Source organism: Nocardioides anomalus (assembly GCF_011046535.1).
Lineage (GTDB): Bacteria > Actinomycetota > Actinomycetes > Propionibacteriales > Nocardioidaceae > Nocardioides > Nocardioides anomalus.
Genome location: NZ_CP049257.1, coordinates 3,671,123 through 3,688,394, shown reverse-complemented (window position 1 = coordinate 3,688,394; position 17,272 = coordinate 3,671,123). Strand labels below are relative to the sequence as shown.

The following is a 17,272-nucleotide window of genomic DNA, read 5'->3' as shown; positions in this document are numbered from 1 at the left end:
GTGACGAGGACGGCGATCGTGACCGGCGGGGGTGCCGGGCTGGGGCGCGAGCTCGCGCTCGGGCTGGCGGGAGCCGGCTACGCCGTGGTGGTCGCCGACCTCGACGAGGCCGCCGCACGCTCCTGCGCCACGGCCGTCGAGGAGCACGGGGTGCCGGCCCGTCCGGTGCGGGCCGACCTGCGTGAGCGGGGCGACCTCGACCACGTCCTGGCCGCAGCGCAGTCGCTGGGCGGCCCCGACGTCCTCGTCAACAACGCCGGCGCGTGGAGCGCGAGGCGGCAGTACCCCGAGGCCGCCGAGGACGAGTGGGTCGCGACAATGGCGCTGAACCTGATCGCTCCCATGACGCTCACCCAGCTGGTCCTGGACCCGATGCGGGCCCGCGGGGGCGGCGTGGTCGTCAACATCGCGTCCAGCGGAGGGATCGGGTTCGAGGCCTACGGATCGCCGGAGTACGGCGCGGCCAAAGCCGGCCTGATCCGGTTCACCTCGGCGCTCGCCGGCCTGGCCGACACCGACGCGGTCCGGGTCATGTGCGTCGCGCCGGACTGGATCGGGCTGGACCGGGCCCACGAGCAGTGGCGCCGGCTGAGCGAGGACGAGCGCGCCCGCGCTCGACCGCTGATCCCGCCCGCCGACGTCGTCGCCAGCGTGCTCGACCTGGTGCGGCACGGGACCGGGGGGACCGTGGTGGAGCTGTGGGGAGGCGAGCCGCCCGTGGTGCACACCGCGGCCCCCGGCTGACAGCGGGCATGATCTGCGGGTGCCACGCCGCGACGCAGCCCTCGCGGCGACCGCTGCGGCGTACTCCCTGGCCCACCACCTCGGCTCGCTGCCCGACGGCCTCGGCCCGGCCGGGCACGGCACGCGGGTGACCGACTGGCTCGACCTGCTGGTCCCGTTCGTGGTCCTCGGCCCCGCGTTGTGGACCCTGGTCGAGGCGCGGGCCGGCCGCGCGGCGTACGCCGTCTTCGCCGTCGGCGCGCTCCTCTACGCCACCGGCCACGGCGTCCACCTGTCCGCGAACTCCATCGGCAACACCGCGCCAGGGGAGACGGCGCACCTGTGGGACGAGCGGGTCGGCCACCTCCTCTGGTACGCCGGCGTGGCGGTGGTCTTCGCGGTCCTGGCCCACACGCTGCGGCAGACCGAGCCGACGGGCCACCCGGTCGCCTGGCTGCTGGTGCTGGCCGTGGGCGCCACGTGGGGCACCAACGCCACCGGCGGCGAGCTCACCTGGCCGGGCGCGGTGCTGGCGCTCGCGGCCCTGGCCTGGGGCGTCGCCCGGCGCCGGACACGAGCGGGCCTGGCTGCGGCGGTGGGCGCGAGCGGCGTGGTCGCGGTCGTGGTGTCGGCCGCGGTCCGCTGACGGCGAACTCTTCTTGCACTCACCAGGGTCGAGTGCTAAACATGACGCTGGCACTCTCGAGTGGAGAGTGCCACCTACCCAGAACTTCAAGCGTGAGGAAGCGCAGGAGTCATGCCGAAGCTGATTTCGTTCAACGAGGAGGCCCGTCGGGGCCTCGAGCGGGGTATGAACACCCTCGCCGACGCCGTCAAGGTCACCCTCGGTCCCAAGGGCCGCAACGTCGTCCTGGAGAAGAAGTGGGGCGCCCCCACGATCACCAACGACGGTGTGAGCATCGCCAAGGAGATCGAGCTCGAGGACCCGTACGAGAAGATCGGCGCCGAGCTCGTCAAGGAGGTCGCGAAGAAGACCGACGACGTCGCCGGTGACGGTACGACGACCGCGACCGTGCTCGCCCAGGCCATGGTCCGCGAGGGGCTGCGCAACGTCGCGGCCGGCGCGAACCCGATGGGTCTCAAGCGCGGCATCGAGAAGGCCGTCGAGGCCGTGTCCGAGCAGCTGCTCAGCATGGCCACCGAGATCGAGACCAAGGAGCAGATCGCCGCGACCGCGTCGATCTCCGCCGCCGACCCGACCGTGGGCGACATCATCGCCGAGGCGATGGACAAGGTCGGCAAGGAAGGCGTCATCACCGTCGAGGAGTCCAACACCTTCGGGCTGGACCTCGAGCTGACCGAGGGCATGCGGTTCGACAAGGGCTACATCTCGGCCTACTTCGTGACCGACCCCGAGCGCATGGAGACCGTGCTCGAGGACCCCTACGTCCTCATCGCCAACTCCAAGGTGTCGTCGGTCAAGGACCTGCTCCCGCTGCTGGAGAAGGTCATGCAGTCCGGCAAGCCGCTGCTGATCCTGGCCGAGGACGTCGACGGCGAGGCGCTGTCGACCCTGGTCGTCAACAAGATCCGCGGCACCTTCAAGTCCGTCGCCGTCAAGGCTCCGGGCTTCGGCGACCGTCGCAAGGCCATGCTCCAGGACATCGCGATCCTGACCGGCGGCCAGGTCATCTCCGAGGAGGTCGGCCTCAAGCTCGAGTCGGCCGGTCTGGAGCTGCTCGGCCAGGCCCGCAAGGTCGTCATCACCAAGGACGAGACCACCATCGTCGAGGGCTCCGGCGACTCGGCCCAGATCGAGGGCCGGGTCAACCAGATCCGTGCCGAGATCGAGAAGTCGGACTCCGACTACGACCGCGAGAAGCTCCAGGAGCGCCTCGCCAAGCTGGCCGGCGGCGTGGCCGTCATCAAGGTCGGCGCGGCCACCGAGGTCGAGCTCAAGGAGCGCAAGCACCGCATCGAGGACGCCGTGCGCAACGCCAAGGCGGCCGTCGAGGAGGGCATCGTCGCCGGCGGCGGCGTGGCCCTGGTGCAGGCTTCGGCCACCGCGTTCGACAAGCTCGAGCTCACCGGTGACGAGGCCGTCGGCGCCAACATCGTGCGCGTCGCGACCGAGGCCCCGCTCAAGCAGATCGCGATCAACGCCGGCCTCGAGGGCGGCGTCGTGTCGGAGAAGGTCAAGGGCCTCACGCCCGGCCACGGCCTCAACGCCGCGACCGGCGAGTACGTCGACATGCTGGCCGAGGGCATCATCGACCCGGCCAAGGTGACCCGCAGCGCGCTGCAGAACGCCGCCTCCATCGCGGCGCTCTTCCTCACCACCGAGGCGGTCGTCGCGGACAAGCCCGAGAAGGCTCCCGCGATGCCGGGTGGCGACGGCGGCATGGGCGGCATGGACTTCTGAGTCCAGCCCCTCGCTGACACCAGCACAGAGCACCACCCAGCACGGCCCCGGTCCGACAGGACCGGGGCCGTGCTCCGTCCCGTGGGCGTCGGCCGGGGACGTCAGGAGGTCACGCAGTGGTGCCAGAAGTCCTGGCCGCTGGAGTTGGCGACGAGGTTCCTGGTGCGGTCGATCGCCAGCGGGGTCAGCGGGTACGTCGAGGTGAAGCTGCCGCTGAACTCGTAGCTGCCGACGTTGCTGTCGGCCCAGGTGTAGTCGAGGTGAGTGGCGATCCAGACCAGCTCGCCGGAGGTGGGCAGGCGCCCGCCCCGGCTGCTGCAGTCCGCCACCGCCGCGTCGTACGACGACGGTCCGGTCGGGACCAGCCGCACGCAGCCGCCGAACGCCGCGACCTCGCCGGCCGCGCACGCACGGTTGAGGTCGGTGCGGGCCACCGATCCGTCCGCGAGGTCGGCGCTGCCCAGAGAGGCGTCCGCGACGTCCGCACCGGTGACGGTGCTGTCGCTGAGATCGGCGCCGCTCAGGCTGCCGTCGGCGACGTCGGCGCCGGTCAGGGTGCCGTTCTTGACGTCCTTGCTCTGGATGGTCTCGTTCTTGATCTGCTTGCCGGTGATCTTGCCGGCGGCGTAGCCGGTCCCGCCGGCGGCGAGCACGAGGGCCAGGACGGCGACGACGAACGAGGGCGTGATCCGGGGGCTCGTGCCCGCAACGTAGGGGCCGGGGACCGCGGCTGGCCAGGGTCGTGTGTGAGGGTTGTCGGTGTGACCCAGGCGCCCGACGACGACGCCCGCGCGCGCTTCGAGGCGCTCGCGGCGGAGGTCGCCGAGCCGGTGCGCCGCTTCCTCGCCCGGCGTACCGATCCCGACACCGCCGACGACGTGCTCGCCGAGACCCTGCTGGTCTGCTGGCGCCGCCTCGACCAGGTCCCCGACCCGGCGCTGCCGTGGGTCTACGGCGTGGCCCGCAACTGCCTGGCCAACGAGGAGCGCAGCGGTCGGCGCCAGTGGCGCCTGGCCGCCAAGATCACCGTCGTCGACCCGCCGCAGGAGGCCGCGCCGGCCGACGACGAGGGCAGCGGTGCCGAGGAGCGGGTGGCCGCGGTCCTGGCCACGATGCGCCCCGAGGAGGCTGAGCTGCTGCGCCTGTGGGCCTGGGAGCAGCTGGGCCCCAGCGAGATCGCGGCCGTGCTCGGCCTGACCCCGAACGCCGTGAGCATCCGCCTGCACCGGGCTCGTGGAAAGTTCAAGGACGAGTTGCGAAAGATCGAGCGGGCCGGCGGACATGAAGCAGTGAGAGAAGGGAGGGACACGTGAGCACCGATCGCTTCGACTTCGACCACGACGACGACCTGCGCGCGCTGCTGCGTGGCGGCGATCCCGCCCGTGTCGTTCCCCCGGCCGACCCGGCCGCCCTCGCGAGCCTCCTGGAGGACATCATGAGCGCCGACCTCGACATCCGTCCCGAGACCGACGAGGCCCCCGCGGCCCGCCGGCGGACCCCGCTCACCTGGCTGGTCGCCGCGGCCGCCGCGGTCGTGATCGCCGGAGCCGGTGGCTTCGCGGTCTCCCAGCTGGCCGGCGGCGACGACAGCCCCACCCCTAGCGCGGGCTCCACGACCAGCGACAGCCCGGCGGGCACCGACACGAGCGCCGACACGAGCGACGACACAATCGACGGGCACGCCCCGCTGGCCGGTCAGACCACGAGCTTCGAGGTCGCCGACGCCTCGGCGCGCTGCGCCCCTCCGGACCCGGCGATCCTCGCGCAGTACCCGCAGGCCTTCGAGGGCCAGGTCACCGCGATCTCGGGCGACACCGTGACGCTGACCGCCACCGACGTGTACGCCGGCGACGTCGGCCAGACCGTCCAGGTCAGCTCCTCGCCGGTCAACGTGGCCGCGCTCGTCAAGAAGACCGACTTCCAGGTCGGCGGCACCTACCTCGTCGCAGTCTTCGACGGACAGGTGTCGCTCTGCTACGGCGGGCCGGCCGACCAGGCCGCCCCGCTGTTCGAGAAGGCGTTCGTCCGCTGAACGCCCAGGGCCTCCTCCTCGCCGCTGGTGCCGGATCCCGCATGGGCCGGCCCAAGGCGCTGGTCCACGACGCTGACGGGACGTCGTGGCTCCAGAGGTCGGTGGAGGTCCTGCGCAACGGTGGGTGCAACGGGGTGACGGTGGTGCTCGGCGCCGAGGCCGACGAGGCGGTCCGCCTCCTCGACGGTCTCGGCGTCGACGTCGTCGTCGCCCACGACTGGACCACGGGCATGTCCGCCTCACTACGATCGGGACTGCAGTCGCTGATGGGCAGCGACATGCAGGCCGCTGTGGTGAGCCTGGTGGACCTGCCCGACCTGACCGCGGCCGTGGTACGACGCGTGCTCTCTGAGCGCGAGGGAGACGAGGCCCTCGTCCGAGCGTCGTACCACGGTCGCCCAGGCCACCCGGTCCTCCTGGGCCGGGCGCACTGGGCGCCCGTGGCGGCCGCCGCGACCGGTGACTCCGGCGCCAAGGCCTACCTCGAGCAGCACGACGCCGCGCTCGTCGAGTGCGGCGACCTGGCCAGCGGCGTGGACGTCGACACGCCCAGCTACGTCTGAACCACCCGCTCGGATCCCGGCATCGGCGTCGGCTCGCACCCGCACCCGTCGCAGGACAGGTGGGTGTGGGCCGCGTGGCCGCACGCCCCGCAGGCCGGGTCGTGCAGCAGCGGCACGGCTTCTTCGGTGTCTTCCATCTCGTTCTCCCTCCACCCCTCCGGTGACGCCGGCCAGGCGCGGGCAAACACCCACCTAGGTGGGTGGTCGACACCGAGCGCCGCAGGCGACAGCTCTCCCCTGCTGTCTCCTGTCGCCGCCCGCGTGGGGCGTTACGCGCTCACCGCTCGGGCCGCCGGATGCGCACCGGGCCCTTCACGGTCGGCAGGTCCACGACCTCGCCCTTCTGGGTCACCTCGACCTCGCCGCGCTGCACCAGCCGCTGGGCCGCGTCGCGGACCGGCTGCATCAGCGCGCGCCAGCCGTCCGCCGTACCCACCTCGCGGGCCACGTCGGACGGGCAGATCGTCTTGGGCGCCCGCCGGTCGAGCAGGTCGAGGATGGCGCGCTCCAGGCGGTGTCCTGAGCTCGTCGAAGGGTCGGGCTCCGGCACCCCTCTACAGTGCCCGCGTGCGCCTGGACCTCACCACCCTCGTCGTCGACGACCAGGACGAGGCGATCGCCTTCTTCGTCGACGCGCTGGGCTTCGAACTCGCCGAGGACCGCGCGAGCACCACCGACGACGGCCGCGCCAAGCGCTGGGTCGTCGTCCGCCCGCCCGGCGGTGGCGCGGGGCTGTTGCTGGCCCGGGCCGACGGTCCGGAGCAGGAGGCCGCCGTGGGCCGCCAGACCGGCGGACGCGTGGGCTTCTTCCTGCACGTCGAGGCGTTCGCGCCCCAGCACGCACGGATGCTGGCCGCCGGCGTGGAGTTCCTGGAGGAGCCGCGGCACGAGGCGTACGGCACGGTCGCGGTCTTCCTCGACTGCGCCGGCAACCGCTGGGACCTGCTCGGCGGCTAGACGAACCCGTCGAAGTGGGCGGCCTCGACCCGCCGCGCGATGGCCCGCCCGAACTCGCTCATCTCCTCCAGGAAGTCCACCCCGTCGATGGCGTCGAGCCGCTCCGGCGACAGGTGGCCGACGCCGAGCGCCTCGAGGCTGCCCGGGTGCGTCTCCGCGTCGTACCGGACGTAGCTGAACAGCGGCTCCCGCAGCAGCCCGGCGCCGCCGACCAGGTCGCCGAGCTCGCTGTCCAGGACCGGGCCGTGGCGGCACTCGCCGAGGACCCGGCACAGGTAGTCGTTCTGCACGCCCGCGCTGTGGATCAGCGCCTCGGGCACGGCGGTGGCGTAGCTGAGCAGGTTGAGGTCGTCGGCGCGCAGGTCGGCCTGGGCGCGCTCGGTGGTGCCGGTGCCCACGCTGACGAGCAGCAGCTCGTCGCGCCCGGTCGGCCAGCCCAGGTGGTACGCCGGCAGCGTGGCCATGAGCGCCAGCTGCAGCGCCGGGTTGTTGAGGGTGGTCACCGCGCCGTCGCTGAACACGAACGTCTGCCCGCCGACCGCGACCTCCTCGGGCACGAAGAACGTCGGCGCCGCGGACGACGCGCGCACCAGCTGCCACAGCGGCAGCTCGAGGTTGGAGCCCGGCCCCTGGTTGTAGCGGCCGGCCGGGTTGCTGCTCACCGGCCACGGCGACCCGGTCGAGCTGTTGCGCATCCCCAGGAGCAGCAGGCAGTGCAGGTCGGGGGAGCCGAGCGTGCGCTCCTCGCCGAACTCGCGGCGCAGCACCTCCTCGATCCCCGCCTCGTCGTACCGGGCGCGGACCAGGCCGAGCAGCCCGGCCCGGGTGAAGATGTGGCGCATGTTCTCGCGGTAGAGCTGCTGGATCCGGCTCACCGGCAGCCCGATCGCGATGCCGCCGGCGATGATCGCGCCGGTGCTCGTCCCGCCGACGTAGTCGAACCAGTCGCCCAGCACCAGGCCCGGGTCGCCGGACTCGTCGCGCAGCACCTGCTCCATGCGCGCCAGGACCTCGAGGGCCACCACCCCGCGGACCCCGCCCCCGTCGACGCTCAGCAGCTTGCGCGGCACGGGAGACAACGTAAGCCCAACCCGGCCGAACGTAGGCTCGAAGCATGGAGACGCCCCTGCCGGCGAGCGCCGACGACGTGGCCGGACGCCTCGGCGAGACGGGCTACCTCTGCGACGACGCGCTGGCCACGGTGACGTTCCTGGCCCTGCGCATGCAGCGCCCACTGCTGCTCGAGGGCGAGCCCGGCACCGGCAAGACCGCGCTGGCCGAGGCCCTGGCCGCCACGCTCGACCTGCCGCTGGTGCGGCTGCAGTGCTACGAGGGCATCGACGCCACGCAGGCCCTCTACGACTGGGACTTCCCCCGCCAGATCCTGCACCTGCGTGCGCTCGAGGCAGCGGGCTCCGGTGGCGACGTGGAGGAGGCCGAGAAGAGCCTGTACGACGAGCGCTTCCTCCTCGCCCGCCCGGTGCTGGCCGCGCTCCAGCAGAGCCCGGCGGTGCTGCTGGTCGACGAGGTGGACCGCGCCGACGACGAGTTCGAGGCCTTCCTGCTCGAGGTGCTGTCGACCTACCAGGTGAGCATCCCCGAGCTCGGCACGGTCGCGGCCGCGACGCCGCCGATCGTGGTGCTGACCTCCAACCGGACCCGCGAGCTGCACGACGCGCTCAAGCGGCGCTGCCTCTACCACTGGATCGAGCACCCGGGCCTGGACCGCGAGGTGCAGATCGTCCGCTCCCGCGCGCCCGAGGTCTCCGAGGAGCTGGCCCGCCAGGTCGTCGGCGTGGTCCAGCAGCTGCGCGACACCGCCCACCTGCAGAAGCCGCCCGGCGTGGCCGAGACCCTCGACTGGGCCCGCGCGCTGCACCACCTCGGCACCACCAACCTCGACCTCGAGACCTCCGCCCGCACCCTCGGCGCGCTGGTGAAGTACCGCGAGGACGGCCAGCGCGTCCAGCAGGCGCTGGACCAGATGCTGCGGGCCTGACGGTGGCTGAGGTGCGAGCGCCAGCGAGCCTCGAAGCCGACCAAGCGCTGGCACACGAGGCCGACGAGGTCCTGCTCGGCTTCACCCGGGCCCTGCGCGCCGCGGGCGTGCCGGTCACCCAGGACCGCGCCCAGGGGTTCCTGGAGGCGGTCTCGCTGGTCGGGCTGGGCGACGCGCGCGCGACGTACGACGCGGGGCGCGCCACGCTCTGCGCCTCGCCCGACGACCTGGCCCGCTACGACCAGGTGCACCAGGCCTACTTCAACGCCCGCGACGGCCTGCCCCGCCCGCGGCCGCCGGAGGAGGGGGTGCCGACCTTCGCCGGCATGCCGCTGAGCGAGGGCAACGCCCCCGACGCCGGCCAGAGCGACGAGGACATCGTCCGGGCCATGGCCAGCGACACCGAGGTGCTGCGCCACCGCGACGTGGCCGGGCTGTCCGCCGCCGAGCGCGCGCGGCTGGCCGCGATGTTCGCCAGCCTGCGCCCGCGCGCCCCGCGCCGGCGTACCTCCCGGCACCAGCGCTGGCACCGCGGCACCGTCGACGCGCCCCGCACCCTGCGCGCCTCGCTGCGCCAGATGGGCGAGCCCGCCGACATCGCCTGGCGCCGCCGTGGGAACAAGCCGCGCCGCGTCGTCCTTCTCTTGGACGTGTCCGGTTCGATGAGCGGGTACGCCGACGCGCTGCTCCGCCTCGCCCACCGCCTCACCCAGACGGCGGGCGACGTCGAGACCTTCACGGTGGGCACCCGGCTCACCCACGTCACCCGCGCGCTGCGCGGCCGCGACCCCGAGCGCGCGTTGGTCGCCGCCGGCGAGACGGTTCCGGACTGGTCGGGCGGAACCCGGCTGGGGGAGACCCTGCGGATGTTCCTGGACCGCTGGGGCCAGCGCGGGCTCGCCCGCGGCGCGGTCGTGGTGGTCTTCAGCGACGGCTGGGAGCGCGGCGACCCGACCCTGCTGGCCGAGCAGATGGCCCGGCTCCAGCGCATCGCCCACCGGGTGGTCTGGGTCAACCCGCACCGCGGCAAGACCGGCTACGAGCCCGTCCAGCAGGGCGTGGTCGCCGCGCTGCCGCACTGCGACGACTTCCTCGCCGGCCACTCGCTGGCGACGTACGCCGAACTCGTGGAGGTGGTCGCCCGTGCGTGACGTGCTGCCCGAACTCTTGAAGTGGTGGGAGAACGGCGACGAGGTCGGCGTCGGCACCGTGGTCGCGACCTTCCAGTCCGCGCCCCGCCCGCCGGGCGCCTCGATGCTGGTCGGCCCCGATGAGACCGCCGTCGGCTCGGTCTCGGGCGGCTGCGTCGAGGGCGCTGTCTACTCCCTCGCCCAGGAGGTGGTCGAGGCCGGTGAGCCGGTGCTGCAGCGCTACGGCGTCTCCGACGACGACGCCTTCGCGGTCGGCCTGACCTGCGGCGGCATCCTCGACGTGTACGTCGAGAAGGTCAGCCGGCAGACCTTCCCCGAGCTCGGCGAGATCGCCGCCGACATCGAGGCCGGCCGCCCGGTGGCGCTGGCGACGGTCATCGAGCACCCCGACCCCGACTGGATGGGCCGTCGGATGATCGTGCGCCCCGGCCACGACCCGGTCGGCACCATCGGCTCACCGCGCGCGGACGACGCCGTCCGCGACGACGCCATGGGGCTCCTGGCCGCCGGCCACAACGCCACGCTGTCCTACGGCCCCGACGGCGAGCGCCGCGGCGAGGGCATGCGCGTCTTCGTCTGGGCCTTCGCGCCCAAGCCGCGCCTGCTGGTCTTCGGCGCCATCGACTTCGCCGCCGCCGTCGCCCGCGTCGGCGCCTTCCTCGGCTACCACGTCACCGTCTGCGACGCCCGGCCCGTCTTCGCCACCGCCTCGCGCTTCCCCGACGCCGACGACGTGGTCGTGGACTGGCCGCACCGCTACCTCACCGCCGAGGTCGAGGCCGGCCGCATCGACCCGCGCACCGTCGTCACCGTGCTCACCCACGACCCCAAGTTCGACGTACCCCTCCTCGAGGTCGCCCTCCGCCTCCCCGACGTCGCCTACGTCGGCGCGATGGGCTCGCGGCGTACCCACGAGGACCGGCTCGAGCGCCTGCGCGAGGCCGGCCTCACCGACGAGGAGATCGCGCGACTCTCCAGCCCGATCGGCCTGGACCTCGGCGCCCGCACCCCCGAGGAGACCGCCATCTCCATCGCCGCCGAGATCATCGCCGGCCGCTGGGGCGGCTCAGGCCAGCCCCTCGCGGCCACCGACGGCCGCATCCACGGCGAGACCAACCCGCTCCGCTGATGCGCCGCCTCGCCGCCGCCGGCGTCCTCCTCCTCGCGACCGGCTGCACCAGCGACACATCCGCCCCACCCGCCTCGGACGACGACAAGATTCACCGGCCAACCGGTGAAACTACCGCCGCTCCGACGCAGAGCAGCCCGAGCCCGACGGCAGCCCCGACGCCGACCGAGGAGCCGCTGCCCGAGGTCACCAGCCCGGTCTCGCTGCCGGCGCTCATGCGCCAGGCCCCGGACGGCGGCAAGCCGCGCATCCTGCGCGAGGAGTACGCCACCGACGCCTACACCCGCTACGACGTGGAGTACCGCTCCGACGACCTCACCGTCTCCGGGGTCCTCGTCCGCCCGAAGGGGAAGGGTCCGTTCCCGGCGATCGTGCTCAACCACGGCTACATCGAGCCGTCGATCTACGTCACCGGCCAGGGGCTTGCCCGAGAGCAGGACGCCCTGGCCCGTGCCGGGTACGTCGTCCTGCACACCGACTACCGCGGCCATGCGTCCGGCGACCCCGTCCCGCAGCTCGACCGCGAGACCCGCCTCGGCTACTCCCGCGACGCGGTCAACGCTGCCGACGCCCTCAAGGAGCTGCCGTACGTCGACCAGACCCGCCTGGCCATGCTCGGCCGCTCCATGGGCGGCGGCGTGACCATGAACGCGCTCGTCACCCAGCCCGGCCTGGTCCGCGCCGCGGTCATCTACGACTCGGTCAGCAGTCGCTTCCTGGACAACCTCGACCACTTCACCCGGCCCTCGCGCCCGGAGTCGGTGACCGCGCTGTTCGACCGGTTCGGCACCCCGCAGGAGCGGCCGCGCTTTTACCGCGAGCTCGCGCCGCGCACGTACTTCGACCGCATCACCGAGCCCGTCCTCGTCCACCACGGCGAGCTCGACGGCACCTGCCCGCCCGCCTGGGCCCGGACCACCCAGCGGCTGATGCAGGACGCCGGCGTGGACAGCCGGCTCCGCTTCTGGGCGGGGGAGGACCACGCGTTCTACGCCAAGTGGCAGGCCGCCATGGACGAGACGCTCACCTTCCTCCGGAAGCGGCTGGCCCGAACCAGGAATCAGAACGCCCAGCCCCGGTGACGGCCATCACACCCCGAGGTAGCCTCCACCTCGTGCCCCGGGGTGAGCTCACCACACGCCGCCAGGAAGCCGTCCGCGCCTGGACCAGCTTCGTCGAGCACGGCGACGCCCTCGAACCGATCGTGCGCCCGGAGATCCTCACCTCCTGGACCCGCTCGGTGAAGGCGAACACCGTCGACGTCAAGGAAGCGCCCCTCGTCGACGAGGACGAGATCCGCTCCATCTGGCGCGGCTCGCCTCTCCAGGTCGCGGTCGAGAACGTCGAGCAGGAGCTCCGCCGTACCGCCGAGGACGGCGATCTGGTCATCGCCGTCACCGACGCCGACACCCGCATCCTGTGGACGTACGGCGGCCGCGTGATGCGCCGCAAGGCCGAGACCGTGAACTTCGTGGCCGGCGGCCGCTGGGACGACGAGAGCGTCGGCACCAACGCCCTCGACCTGGCCAACCGCCTGGCCGAGCCCGCCATGGTCTTCAGCGCCGAGCACTTCGCGCCCATCGTCCACAACTGGGTCTGCTGGGCCGCCCCCGTCCACGACCCCGTCACCGGCGCCAAGCTCGGCGTCATCGACCTCTCCACCACCTGGGACCGCACCCACCCCATCGGCCTGGCCACCGCAAGGGTCATGGCCCGCCTCATCGAGACCGCCCTGCCGCACTCCAGCCAGCACCCCTCCGCCCTCGAGGCCACCCACGAGCCCGGCCTGGTCATGACCCTCCTCGGCACCGCCGAGACCTACCTCGACGGCCAGCGCCTGCTCCTCAACAGAAGGCAGACCGAGGTCCTCGCCCTCCTTGCGCTCCACCCCGAGGGGCTCAGCCTCGAGCAGCTCCACGCCATGCTCTACGGCGACCAGGCCATCACCTTCTCCACCCTCAAGGCCGAGGTCTCCCACCTCCGAGCAGCCGTCGGCGGCCAGCTCGGCTCCCGCCCGTACCGCCTCCTCATGCCCGTGGCCACCGACGTCGACCATGTCCTCGCCCTCCTGCGCCGCGGCGACGTCGCCGCCGCCGTCGACGCCTACGGCGGCGACCTCCTCCCCGGCACCAACTCCCCAGCCCTCTCCGAGCTCGCCGAGTACGTCGCCGTAGCCGTCCGCGAAGCCCTCCTCGCCAACCCCCAACCCGACGCCGTCGTCCGCTACAGCGAGCTCGCCCCCTACGACACCGAGGTCCTCGAGGTCTGCCTCGCCACCCTCCAGCGCATCAGCGGCCAACCCCACCCCGCAGTCCCCCTCCTCAAAGGCCGACTCGCCGTCGCACGGCGCTGACGCGCCTACGACTCTGAGCCGCCCCTCGAGGAGCGGGACGGCTGGGTGGGGTTGGCACCCGACGCGCCTCCGTGAGTCGAGGCAGACCTCGAGGACCTCGGAGTCGTAGGGGGCGAGCCCGCAGCAGCGGACGACCAGCGTCGTGGTCCCGACGTGCATGCGCCGGACGTCGCGTCGCTGTCGCGCGCCGGCCCAGGGTCTAAGGTCAGCGCGGGGAGTCGCCGGTCTCTCCCTCGAGGAGGCCGATGAACTCGTCGGCCATCTCCAGATGGGGCACCAGCTTGTGGCGGCGGGAGCCGGCCTCGGCGCGGACCGCGTCCAGCCGCTCACGTGCTCCGGCGCGAGCGGATCGGGACGTCGAGGTGTCGCGGAGCGCCTCGATGTCGGTCAGCACCGCCTTCATCTCGTCCAGGGTGAAGCCGAGGGGCTTCATCCGACGGATGGGCATGATCTTCTCGACGTCCTCCTCAGTGTAGAGGCGGAAGCCGCCGTCGGTCCGACCCGACGGCACCAGGAGGTCGACCTCCTCCCAGCGGCGGAGGCTGCGCAGCGACAACTCGGTGCGGGCGGCGACCTCGCCGATGTGCATGAACCCCGAGCCGGTGCAATCGGCGCCGCCGGGGTCGACAGGAGTTGTGTCGGGGACAGCCTCGTCGCCCACAAGACCACCTCCCCTTCCCGTCGAGTTCGAACCTACCCTTACGTAAGGGTAGAGTTCGGAGCAGACTTACGCCGACAGCGCAGTCGGCACGGCTCATGGTCCCGCACGCCGCACCCGCGCCGTCCACCCGAGCCCAAGCACCGCCCGACCACACCGGTCCCGAGCCCTTACGGCGCTGGCGCACGACTCCCCGTGTCCCCCGGTAGCGCCAGGGCTCGCCTGCGCAGAACGGAGCTCGCACCGTGAGCACCACGAGCCCCGAAGCGCCTGGCTGAGCCGGCCATGGTCTTCAGCGCGGAGCACTTCGCGCCGATCGTGCACAACTGGGTGTGCTGGGCCGCGCCCGTCCACGACCCTGTCACCGGCGCCAAACTCGGTGTCATCGACCTCTCCACCACCTGGGACCGCACCCACCCGACCGGCCTGGCCACCGCAAGAGTCATGGCCCGACTCATCGAGACCGCCCTCCCGCACTCCAGCCAGCACCCGTCCCCCCTCAAGGCCACCCACGAGCCCGGTCTGGCCATGACCCTGCTCAGCACCGCCGAGACCTACCTCGACGGCCAGCGCCTGCTGCTCAACCGCCGCCAGACCGAGGTCCTCGCCCTCCTCGCCCTGCACCCCGAGGGGCTCAGCCTCGAGCAACTCCACGCCATGCTCTACGGCGACCAGGCCATCACCTTCTCGACCCTCAAGGCCGAGGTCTCCCACCTGCGCGCGGCGGTCGGCGGCCAGCTCGGCTCCAGGCCCTACCGCCTCCTCATGCCCGTCGCCACCGACGTCGACCACGTCCTTGCCCTCCTGCGCCGCGGCGACGTCGCCGCCGCCGTCGACGCCTACGGCGGCGACCTCCTTCCCGGCACCAACTCCCCAGCCCTCTCCGAGCTCGCCGAGTACGTCGCCGTAGCCGTCCGCGAAGCCCCCCTCGCCGACCCCCAACCCGACGCCGTCGTCCGCTACAGCGAGCTCGCCCCCTACGACTCCCAGGTCCTCGAGGTCTGCCTCGCCACCCTCCGATGCGCTGGAGGGTGGCGAGGCAGACATCGCCAACCTGGCTAGTTGCGACGACACACCTGCAGCGGATCTGCTTCCTGCGCCCATACGTGATGCGGCCAGTCACGTGAGTTGCCTGTGCTTCTGGACCGATGGCCGGAACTCCCGCCCGAGAATCTCGTTCCGTACCCTCCGGCTCTGTCCGGAGAAGGGCCCCGTGGGCCTACGTCAAGGACTACATTGCCGATCTTGAGGGTCCGTCCGTGAAGCAGAAACTCTGACAAGAGGACGAAGCAGGAGGTGGTCGGCCCAGTGACCCAAGAAGGGCGCCAGTCGCTGGTCTTCATCCACGGGGTCGGCGGTGCGCCGCCTGAGGACGTGTGGCTCGAGCCGCTGAGCAACGTCATGGCTGAGCTGGGGCATCTCGTCCAGAGCTCAGCGACATCGACGTCGTGACGGTCAGCTACCAGGCAGAACTCCTTGGCGAAGGGGTGTCTGAGCTGCTACCGCTGGCGCAAGCCCGACGATCTCGCGACCCATCACGCCGCATACCAAGTCGCTTGAGCCGAGCGGGAGGGAATCGCGCGCAGCTTTGCCCAGACCCTGTCGCGCCTCACGTTCGGGCTCGCCCCCGACGAGCAGGCAGCTGTCGCCGCTCAGGCGGTAGAGGCCTCGGTCAGCCAACTGCGCACCGAAGCGGGTCGCTACCGCCGCAACGACTCAGCTCGGGCGGAGTTGCTTGACACCGTGCTACGCCAAATGCCGGACTCCGGCCGAGCCGTCGTCATCGCCCACAGCCTCGGCTTTGTGGTAGCAGCCGACGTCGTCAAGCGGCTGTCACCACGGCTCCAGATCGATGGATTGATCACGATCGGCAGTCCACTTCCGCTCAGGGGCAGGTGGCCGTTCGTTGAACTCACCGGCGACGACTTCCCATACGACCAAGTGCGCTCCTGGGTCAACGTCTTCGACTCCCTGGACCCGGTCACCGGAGGCAGGGGAGTAGGGCGCTTGTTTCCGGAGGCCCTCGACGTCGACGTTCACTTCGGGACCCTTCCGAGCCTGGTACGCAACCACGGCGTTCAGTACTACCTCTCTCTCCGTGGTGGGCGCAATGGTCTCGCAAGCGCTCCACGGGTCGGTGGAAGGGCGGAGCACGGCTTCCCCCACGGTGCCCGCGCGGCGGTACAGCGATGACTGGGACCTCCACCTGCTGAGCGCGGCCTACGCGCTCCAGCTGTCGCCCACCTGTGATCCCAGCACCCTTGGCGACGCGACTACGACGCGGCGCGCAAGTCCTCGGTCCTACGCTTCCTCACCAGCGCGGATGAGCGCCGCTCCGACCTGCGACAGGAAGCGCAGGCAATCCCGAGCAGCTCTGACTTCCTCGACCATGCCGCAGGCATGGTCCGCCATATATGGGCCGACGAGGAGCTTGTACCTCTCTGCGTCGGACTGTTACTCGCATCCCCGGTCAGCCCCTTCGAGATCAGAGTCCATGAGCGGCACGCGTCGGAGGCCATGTCCTCGCTGCTCGACCGCATCCGGCGCCCTGACTCGAACCTGTCCGATCACCTCTTCAGCGCAGCCCTGACCGACGCCGTCGACGAAGCGCGTCGCATTGTCTCCGGACGCGGCGCCTGGTGGGCATTCATGCTGCTCGGCGGCGCCGCCGTGCTAGCCGCGACCGGCGTCGGCATCCTGGCTGCCGCACCCACGGGGCTCGCAGGCGCCGCGCTGCTCACCTCCACCCTCGCTGCGTTCGGGCCCGGCGGGATGGTCGGCGGGATGGTCACGATCGCGGCGGCCTCAAGCGCCGGCTCGGCGCTGCTCGGGGCTGGAGTCACCCAGGCAGGTCGCGGCCGGGCTCAGCGCTCCGCCGAGTTCGCTGCGTCGGTAGCCGCCCTGCCGGTGGAGATGATGCGCGGCGCGCTCACCGGCTGGGTTGCCAGCATCATCTCGGAGAACAAGCTCGACATGCCGTCATCGGCTGCACAGGTGCGGGCACTGCTGGTCTCAGCACACACCAAGGTCGTGACCGAGGAGAACGACCACACTGCCCTCCGCTCGGCGGCGGCCAAGGATTGGAAGGATCGACGCGAGCTCATCGAGCAGGTCACCGAGTGGGTGGACAAGACCTATCCTTCGGCGTTGATCGACGAGGCCAAGGCAGCCCTCACCTCGAGCGAGGGTCGGCTCCGGCTCAACCCGGCTGCCCTGCGCGAGCTACGCGCACGCAACCTCGCCACCAAACCGGACTGAGCAGAGATCCAGCCGCAAGGCCTCAGACTCGATGCGACAGAGCGTCGCTGATATTGCCGAAGGTCT

The 17,272-nt window shown here is 72.0% G+C and carries 19 protein-coding genes; 15 read left to right on the top strand and 4 right to left on the bottom strand.

From position 1 onward, the window contains the following. The 3 genes from G5V58_RS18475 to groL all read left to right on the top strand — a co-directional run bounded on the left by G5V58_RS18475 (window position 1) and on the right by groL (window position 3,106). On the top strand, window positions 1-744 hold the full coding sequence (locus tag G5V58_RS18475; RefSeq protein WP_165236037.1) for an SDR family NAD(P)-dependent oxidoreductase: 744 nt from the start codon (window positions 1-3) through the stop codon (window positions 742-744). A 19-nt stretch (window positions 745-763) separates the two neighbouring features. Continuing rightward, window positions 764-1,369 (top strand): hypothetical protein, encoded by a 606-nt coding sequence (locus G5V58_RS18470; protein WP_165236034.1) that lies wholly within the window; start codon window positions 764-766, stop codon window positions 1,367-1,369. Between the two features lie 111 nt (window positions 1,370-1,480). Beyond that, window positions 1,481-3,106 carry a chaperonin GroEL gene (groL, locus tag G5V58_RS18465; protein WP_165236031.1) on the top strand — a complete coding sequence of 542 codons (1,626 nt, stop codon included), beginning with the start codon at window positions 1,481-1,483 and terminating at the stop codon, window positions 3,104-3,106. A 101-nt stretch (window positions 3,107-3,207) separates the two neighbouring features. Here groL and G5V58_RS18460 read toward each other — a convergent pair whose 3' ends face one another. Further along, a complete protein-coding gene (locus tag G5V58_RS18460) occupies window positions 3,208-3,759 on the bottom strand; it encodes a hypothetical protein (RefSeq protein WP_165236028.1) in 552 nt (183 codons plus the stop codon). Window positions 3,760-3,867: 108 nt separating this feature from the next. Between G5V58_RS18460 and G5V58_RS18455 the strand changes: the two genes are divergently transcribed. The 3 genes from G5V58_RS18455 to G5V58_RS18445 are packed head-to-tail and all read left to right on the top strand — an operon-like array spanning window position 3,868 to window position 5,701. Further along, window positions 3,868-4,419 carry an RNA polymerase sigma factor gene (locus G5V58_RS18455; protein ID WP_165236026.1) on the top strand — a complete coding sequence of 184 codons (552 nt, stop codon included), beginning with the start codon at window positions 3,868-3,870 and terminating at the stop codon, window positions 4,417-4,419. Next, window positions 4,416-5,138: a hypothetical protein gene (locus tag G5V58_RS18450; RefSeq protein ID WP_165236023.1), complete on the top strand. Its 723-nt coding sequence runs from the start codon at window positions 4,416-4,418 to the stop codon at window positions 5,136-5,138. Before G5V58_RS18455 ends, G5V58_RS18450 begins: the two co-directional genes overlap by 4 nt. Before the next feature lie 41 nt (window positions 5,139-5,179). After that, complete coding sequence (locus G5V58_RS18445) at window positions 5,180-5,701, top strand: nucleotidyltransferase family protein (protein ID WP_230486735.1); 522 nt, start codon at window positions 5,180-5,182, stop codon at window positions 5,699-5,701. 277 nt (window positions 5,702-5,978) lie between these two features. Here G5V58_RS18445 and G5V58_RS18440 read toward each other — a convergent pair whose 3' ends face one another. After that, window positions 5,979-6,251 carry a DUF3253 domain-containing protein gene (locus G5V58_RS18440; protein ID WP_165236020.1) on the bottom strand — a complete coding sequence of 91 codons (273 nt, stop codon included), beginning with the start codon at window positions 6,249-6,251 and terminating at the stop codon, window positions 5,979-5,981. A gap of 17 nt (window positions 6,252-6,268) precedes the next feature. On the opposite strand from G5V58_RS18440, the gene G5V58_RS18435 reads away from it, so the two are divergent. Continuing rightward, the gene (locus G5V58_RS18435) at window positions 6,269-6,658 is read left to right on the top strand and encodes a VOC family protein (protein WP_165236017.1); all 390 of its coding nucleotides are present in this window, start codon (window positions 6,269-6,271) and stop codon (window positions 6,656-6,658) included. Here G5V58_RS18435 and G5V58_RS18430 read toward each other — a convergent pair. After that, window positions 6,655-7,728 carry a patatin-like phospholipase family protein gene (locus G5V58_RS18430; protein WP_165236015.1) on the bottom strand — a complete coding sequence of 358 codons (1,074 nt, stop codon included), beginning with the start codon at window positions 7,726-7,728 and terminating at the stop codon, window positions 6,655-6,657. The genes G5V58_RS18435 and G5V58_RS18430 overlap by 4 nt on opposite strands. Before the next feature lie 44 nt (window positions 7,729-7,772). Here G5V58_RS18430 and G5V58_RS18425 point away from each other — a divergent pair, with 44 nt between their 5' ends. Genes G5V58_RS18425 through G5V58_RS18405 form a run of 5 tightly spaced genes read left to right on the top strand, consistent with a single transcriptional unit; the run spans window position 7,773 to window position 13,290 of the window. Beyond that, complete coding sequence (locus G5V58_RS18425; protein WP_165236012.1) at window positions 7,773-8,657, top strand: AAA family ATPase; 885 nt, start codon at window positions 7,773-7,775, stop codon at window positions 8,655-8,657. Between the two features lie 11 nt (window positions 8,658-8,668). Next, the gene (locus tag G5V58_RS18420; protein WP_230486734.1) at window positions 8,669-9,808 is read left to right on the top strand and encodes a vWA domain-containing protein; all 1,140 of its coding nucleotides are present in this window, start codon (window positions 8,669-8,671) and stop codon (window positions 9,806-9,808) included. Next, window positions 9,801-10,937 (top strand): XdhC family protein, encoded by a 1,137-nt coding sequence (locus G5V58_RS18415; RefSeq protein ID WP_165236009.1) that lies wholly within the window; start codon window positions 9,801-9,803, stop codon window positions 10,935-10,937. Before G5V58_RS18420 ends, G5V58_RS18415 begins: the two co-directional genes overlap by 8 nt. Next, window positions 10,937-12,019 carry an alpha/beta hydrolase family protein gene (locus G5V58_RS18410; RefSeq protein ID WP_230486733.1) on the top strand — a complete coding sequence of 361 codons (1,083 nt, stop codon included), beginning with the start codon at window positions 10,937-10,939 and terminating at the stop codon, window positions 12,017-12,019. Before G5V58_RS18415 ends, G5V58_RS18410 begins: the two co-directional genes overlap by 1 nt. A 32-nt stretch (window positions 12,020-12,051) precedes the next feature. After that, window positions 12,052-13,290, top strand: a complete 1,239-nt coding sequence (locus G5V58_RS18405; protein WP_165236006.1) for a sigma-54-dependent transcriptional regulator family protein — start codon at window positions 12,052-12,054, stop codon at window positions 13,288-13,290. A 205-nt stretch (window positions 13,291-13,495) separates the two neighbouring features. Here the strand turns inward: G5V58_RS18405 and G5V58_RS18400 are convergent, their stop codons facing one another. Beyond that, window positions 13,496-13,879, bottom strand: coding sequence for a MerR family transcriptional regulator (locus tag G5V58_RS18400; protein WP_165236004.1), 384 nt, complete (start codon window positions 13,877-13,879; stop codon window positions 13,496-13,498). 354 nt (window positions 13,880-14,233) lie between these two features. Here G5V58_RS18400 and G5V58_RS18395 point away from each other — a divergent pair, with 354 nt between their 5' ends. From G5V58_RS18395 to G5V58_RS18385, 3 genes are all read left to right on the top strand, one after another. Further along, on the top strand, window positions 14,234-15,010 hold the full coding sequence (locus G5V58_RS18395) for a sigma-54-dependent transcriptional regulator family protein (protein WP_230486732.1): 777 nt from the start codon (window positions 14,234-14,236) through the stop codon (window positions 15,008-15,010). 693 nt (window positions 15,011-15,703) lie between these two features. Beyond that, window positions 15,704-16,141, top strand: a complete 438-nt coding sequence (locus G5V58_RS18390; RefSeq protein WP_165236001.1) for a hypothetical protein — start codon at window positions 15,704-15,706, stop codon at window positions 16,139-16,141. Window positions 16,142-16,465: 324 nt separating this feature from the next. Then, the gene (locus tag G5V58_RS18385; protein ID WP_165235998.1) at window positions 16,466-17,206 is read left to right on the top strand and encodes a hypothetical protein; all 741 of its coding nucleotides are present in this window, start codon (window positions 16,466-16,468) and stop codon (window positions 17,204-17,206) included. Window positions 17,207-17,272 lie beyond the last annotated feature (66 nt).

What these genes read in the sequence shown, in the direction of transcription:
- groL (WP_165236031.1), top strand. Translation starts at nt 1,481, where the DNA reads ATGCCGAAGCTGATTTCGTTCAACGAGGAGGCCCGTCGGGGCCTCGAG.
- G5V58_RS18445 (WP_230486735.1), top strand. Translation starts at nt 5,180, where the DNA reads ATGGGCCGGCCCAAGGCGCTGGTCCACGACGCTGACGGGACGTCGTGG.
- G5V58_RS18425 (WP_165236012.1), top strand. Translation starts at nt 7,773, where the DNA reads ATGGAGACGCCCCTGCCGGCGAGCGCCGACGACGTGGCCGGACGCCTC.
- G5V58_RS18410 (WP_230486733.1), top strand. Translation starts at nt 10,937, where the DNA reads ATGCGCCGCCTCGCCGCCGCCGGCGTCCTCCTCCTCGCGACCGGCTGC.
- G5V58_RS18400 (WP_165236004.1), bottom strand. Translation starts at nt 13,879, where the DNA reads ATGCACATCGGCGAGGTCGCCGCCCGCACCGAGTTGTCGCTGCGCAGC.
- G5V58_RS18395 (WP_230486732.1), top strand. Translation starts at nt 14,234, where the DNA reads ATGGTCTTCAGCGCGGAGCACTTCGCGCCGATCGTGCACAACTGGGTG.
- G5V58_RS18390 (WP_165236001.1), top strand. Translation starts at nt 15,704, where the DNA reads ATGCCGGACTCCGGCCGAGCCGTCGTCATCGCCCACAGCCTCGGCTTT.
- G5V58_RS18385 (WP_165235998.1), top strand. Translation starts at nt 16,466, where the DNA reads ATGTCCTCGCTGCTCGACCGCATCCGGCGCCCTGACTCGAACCTGTCC.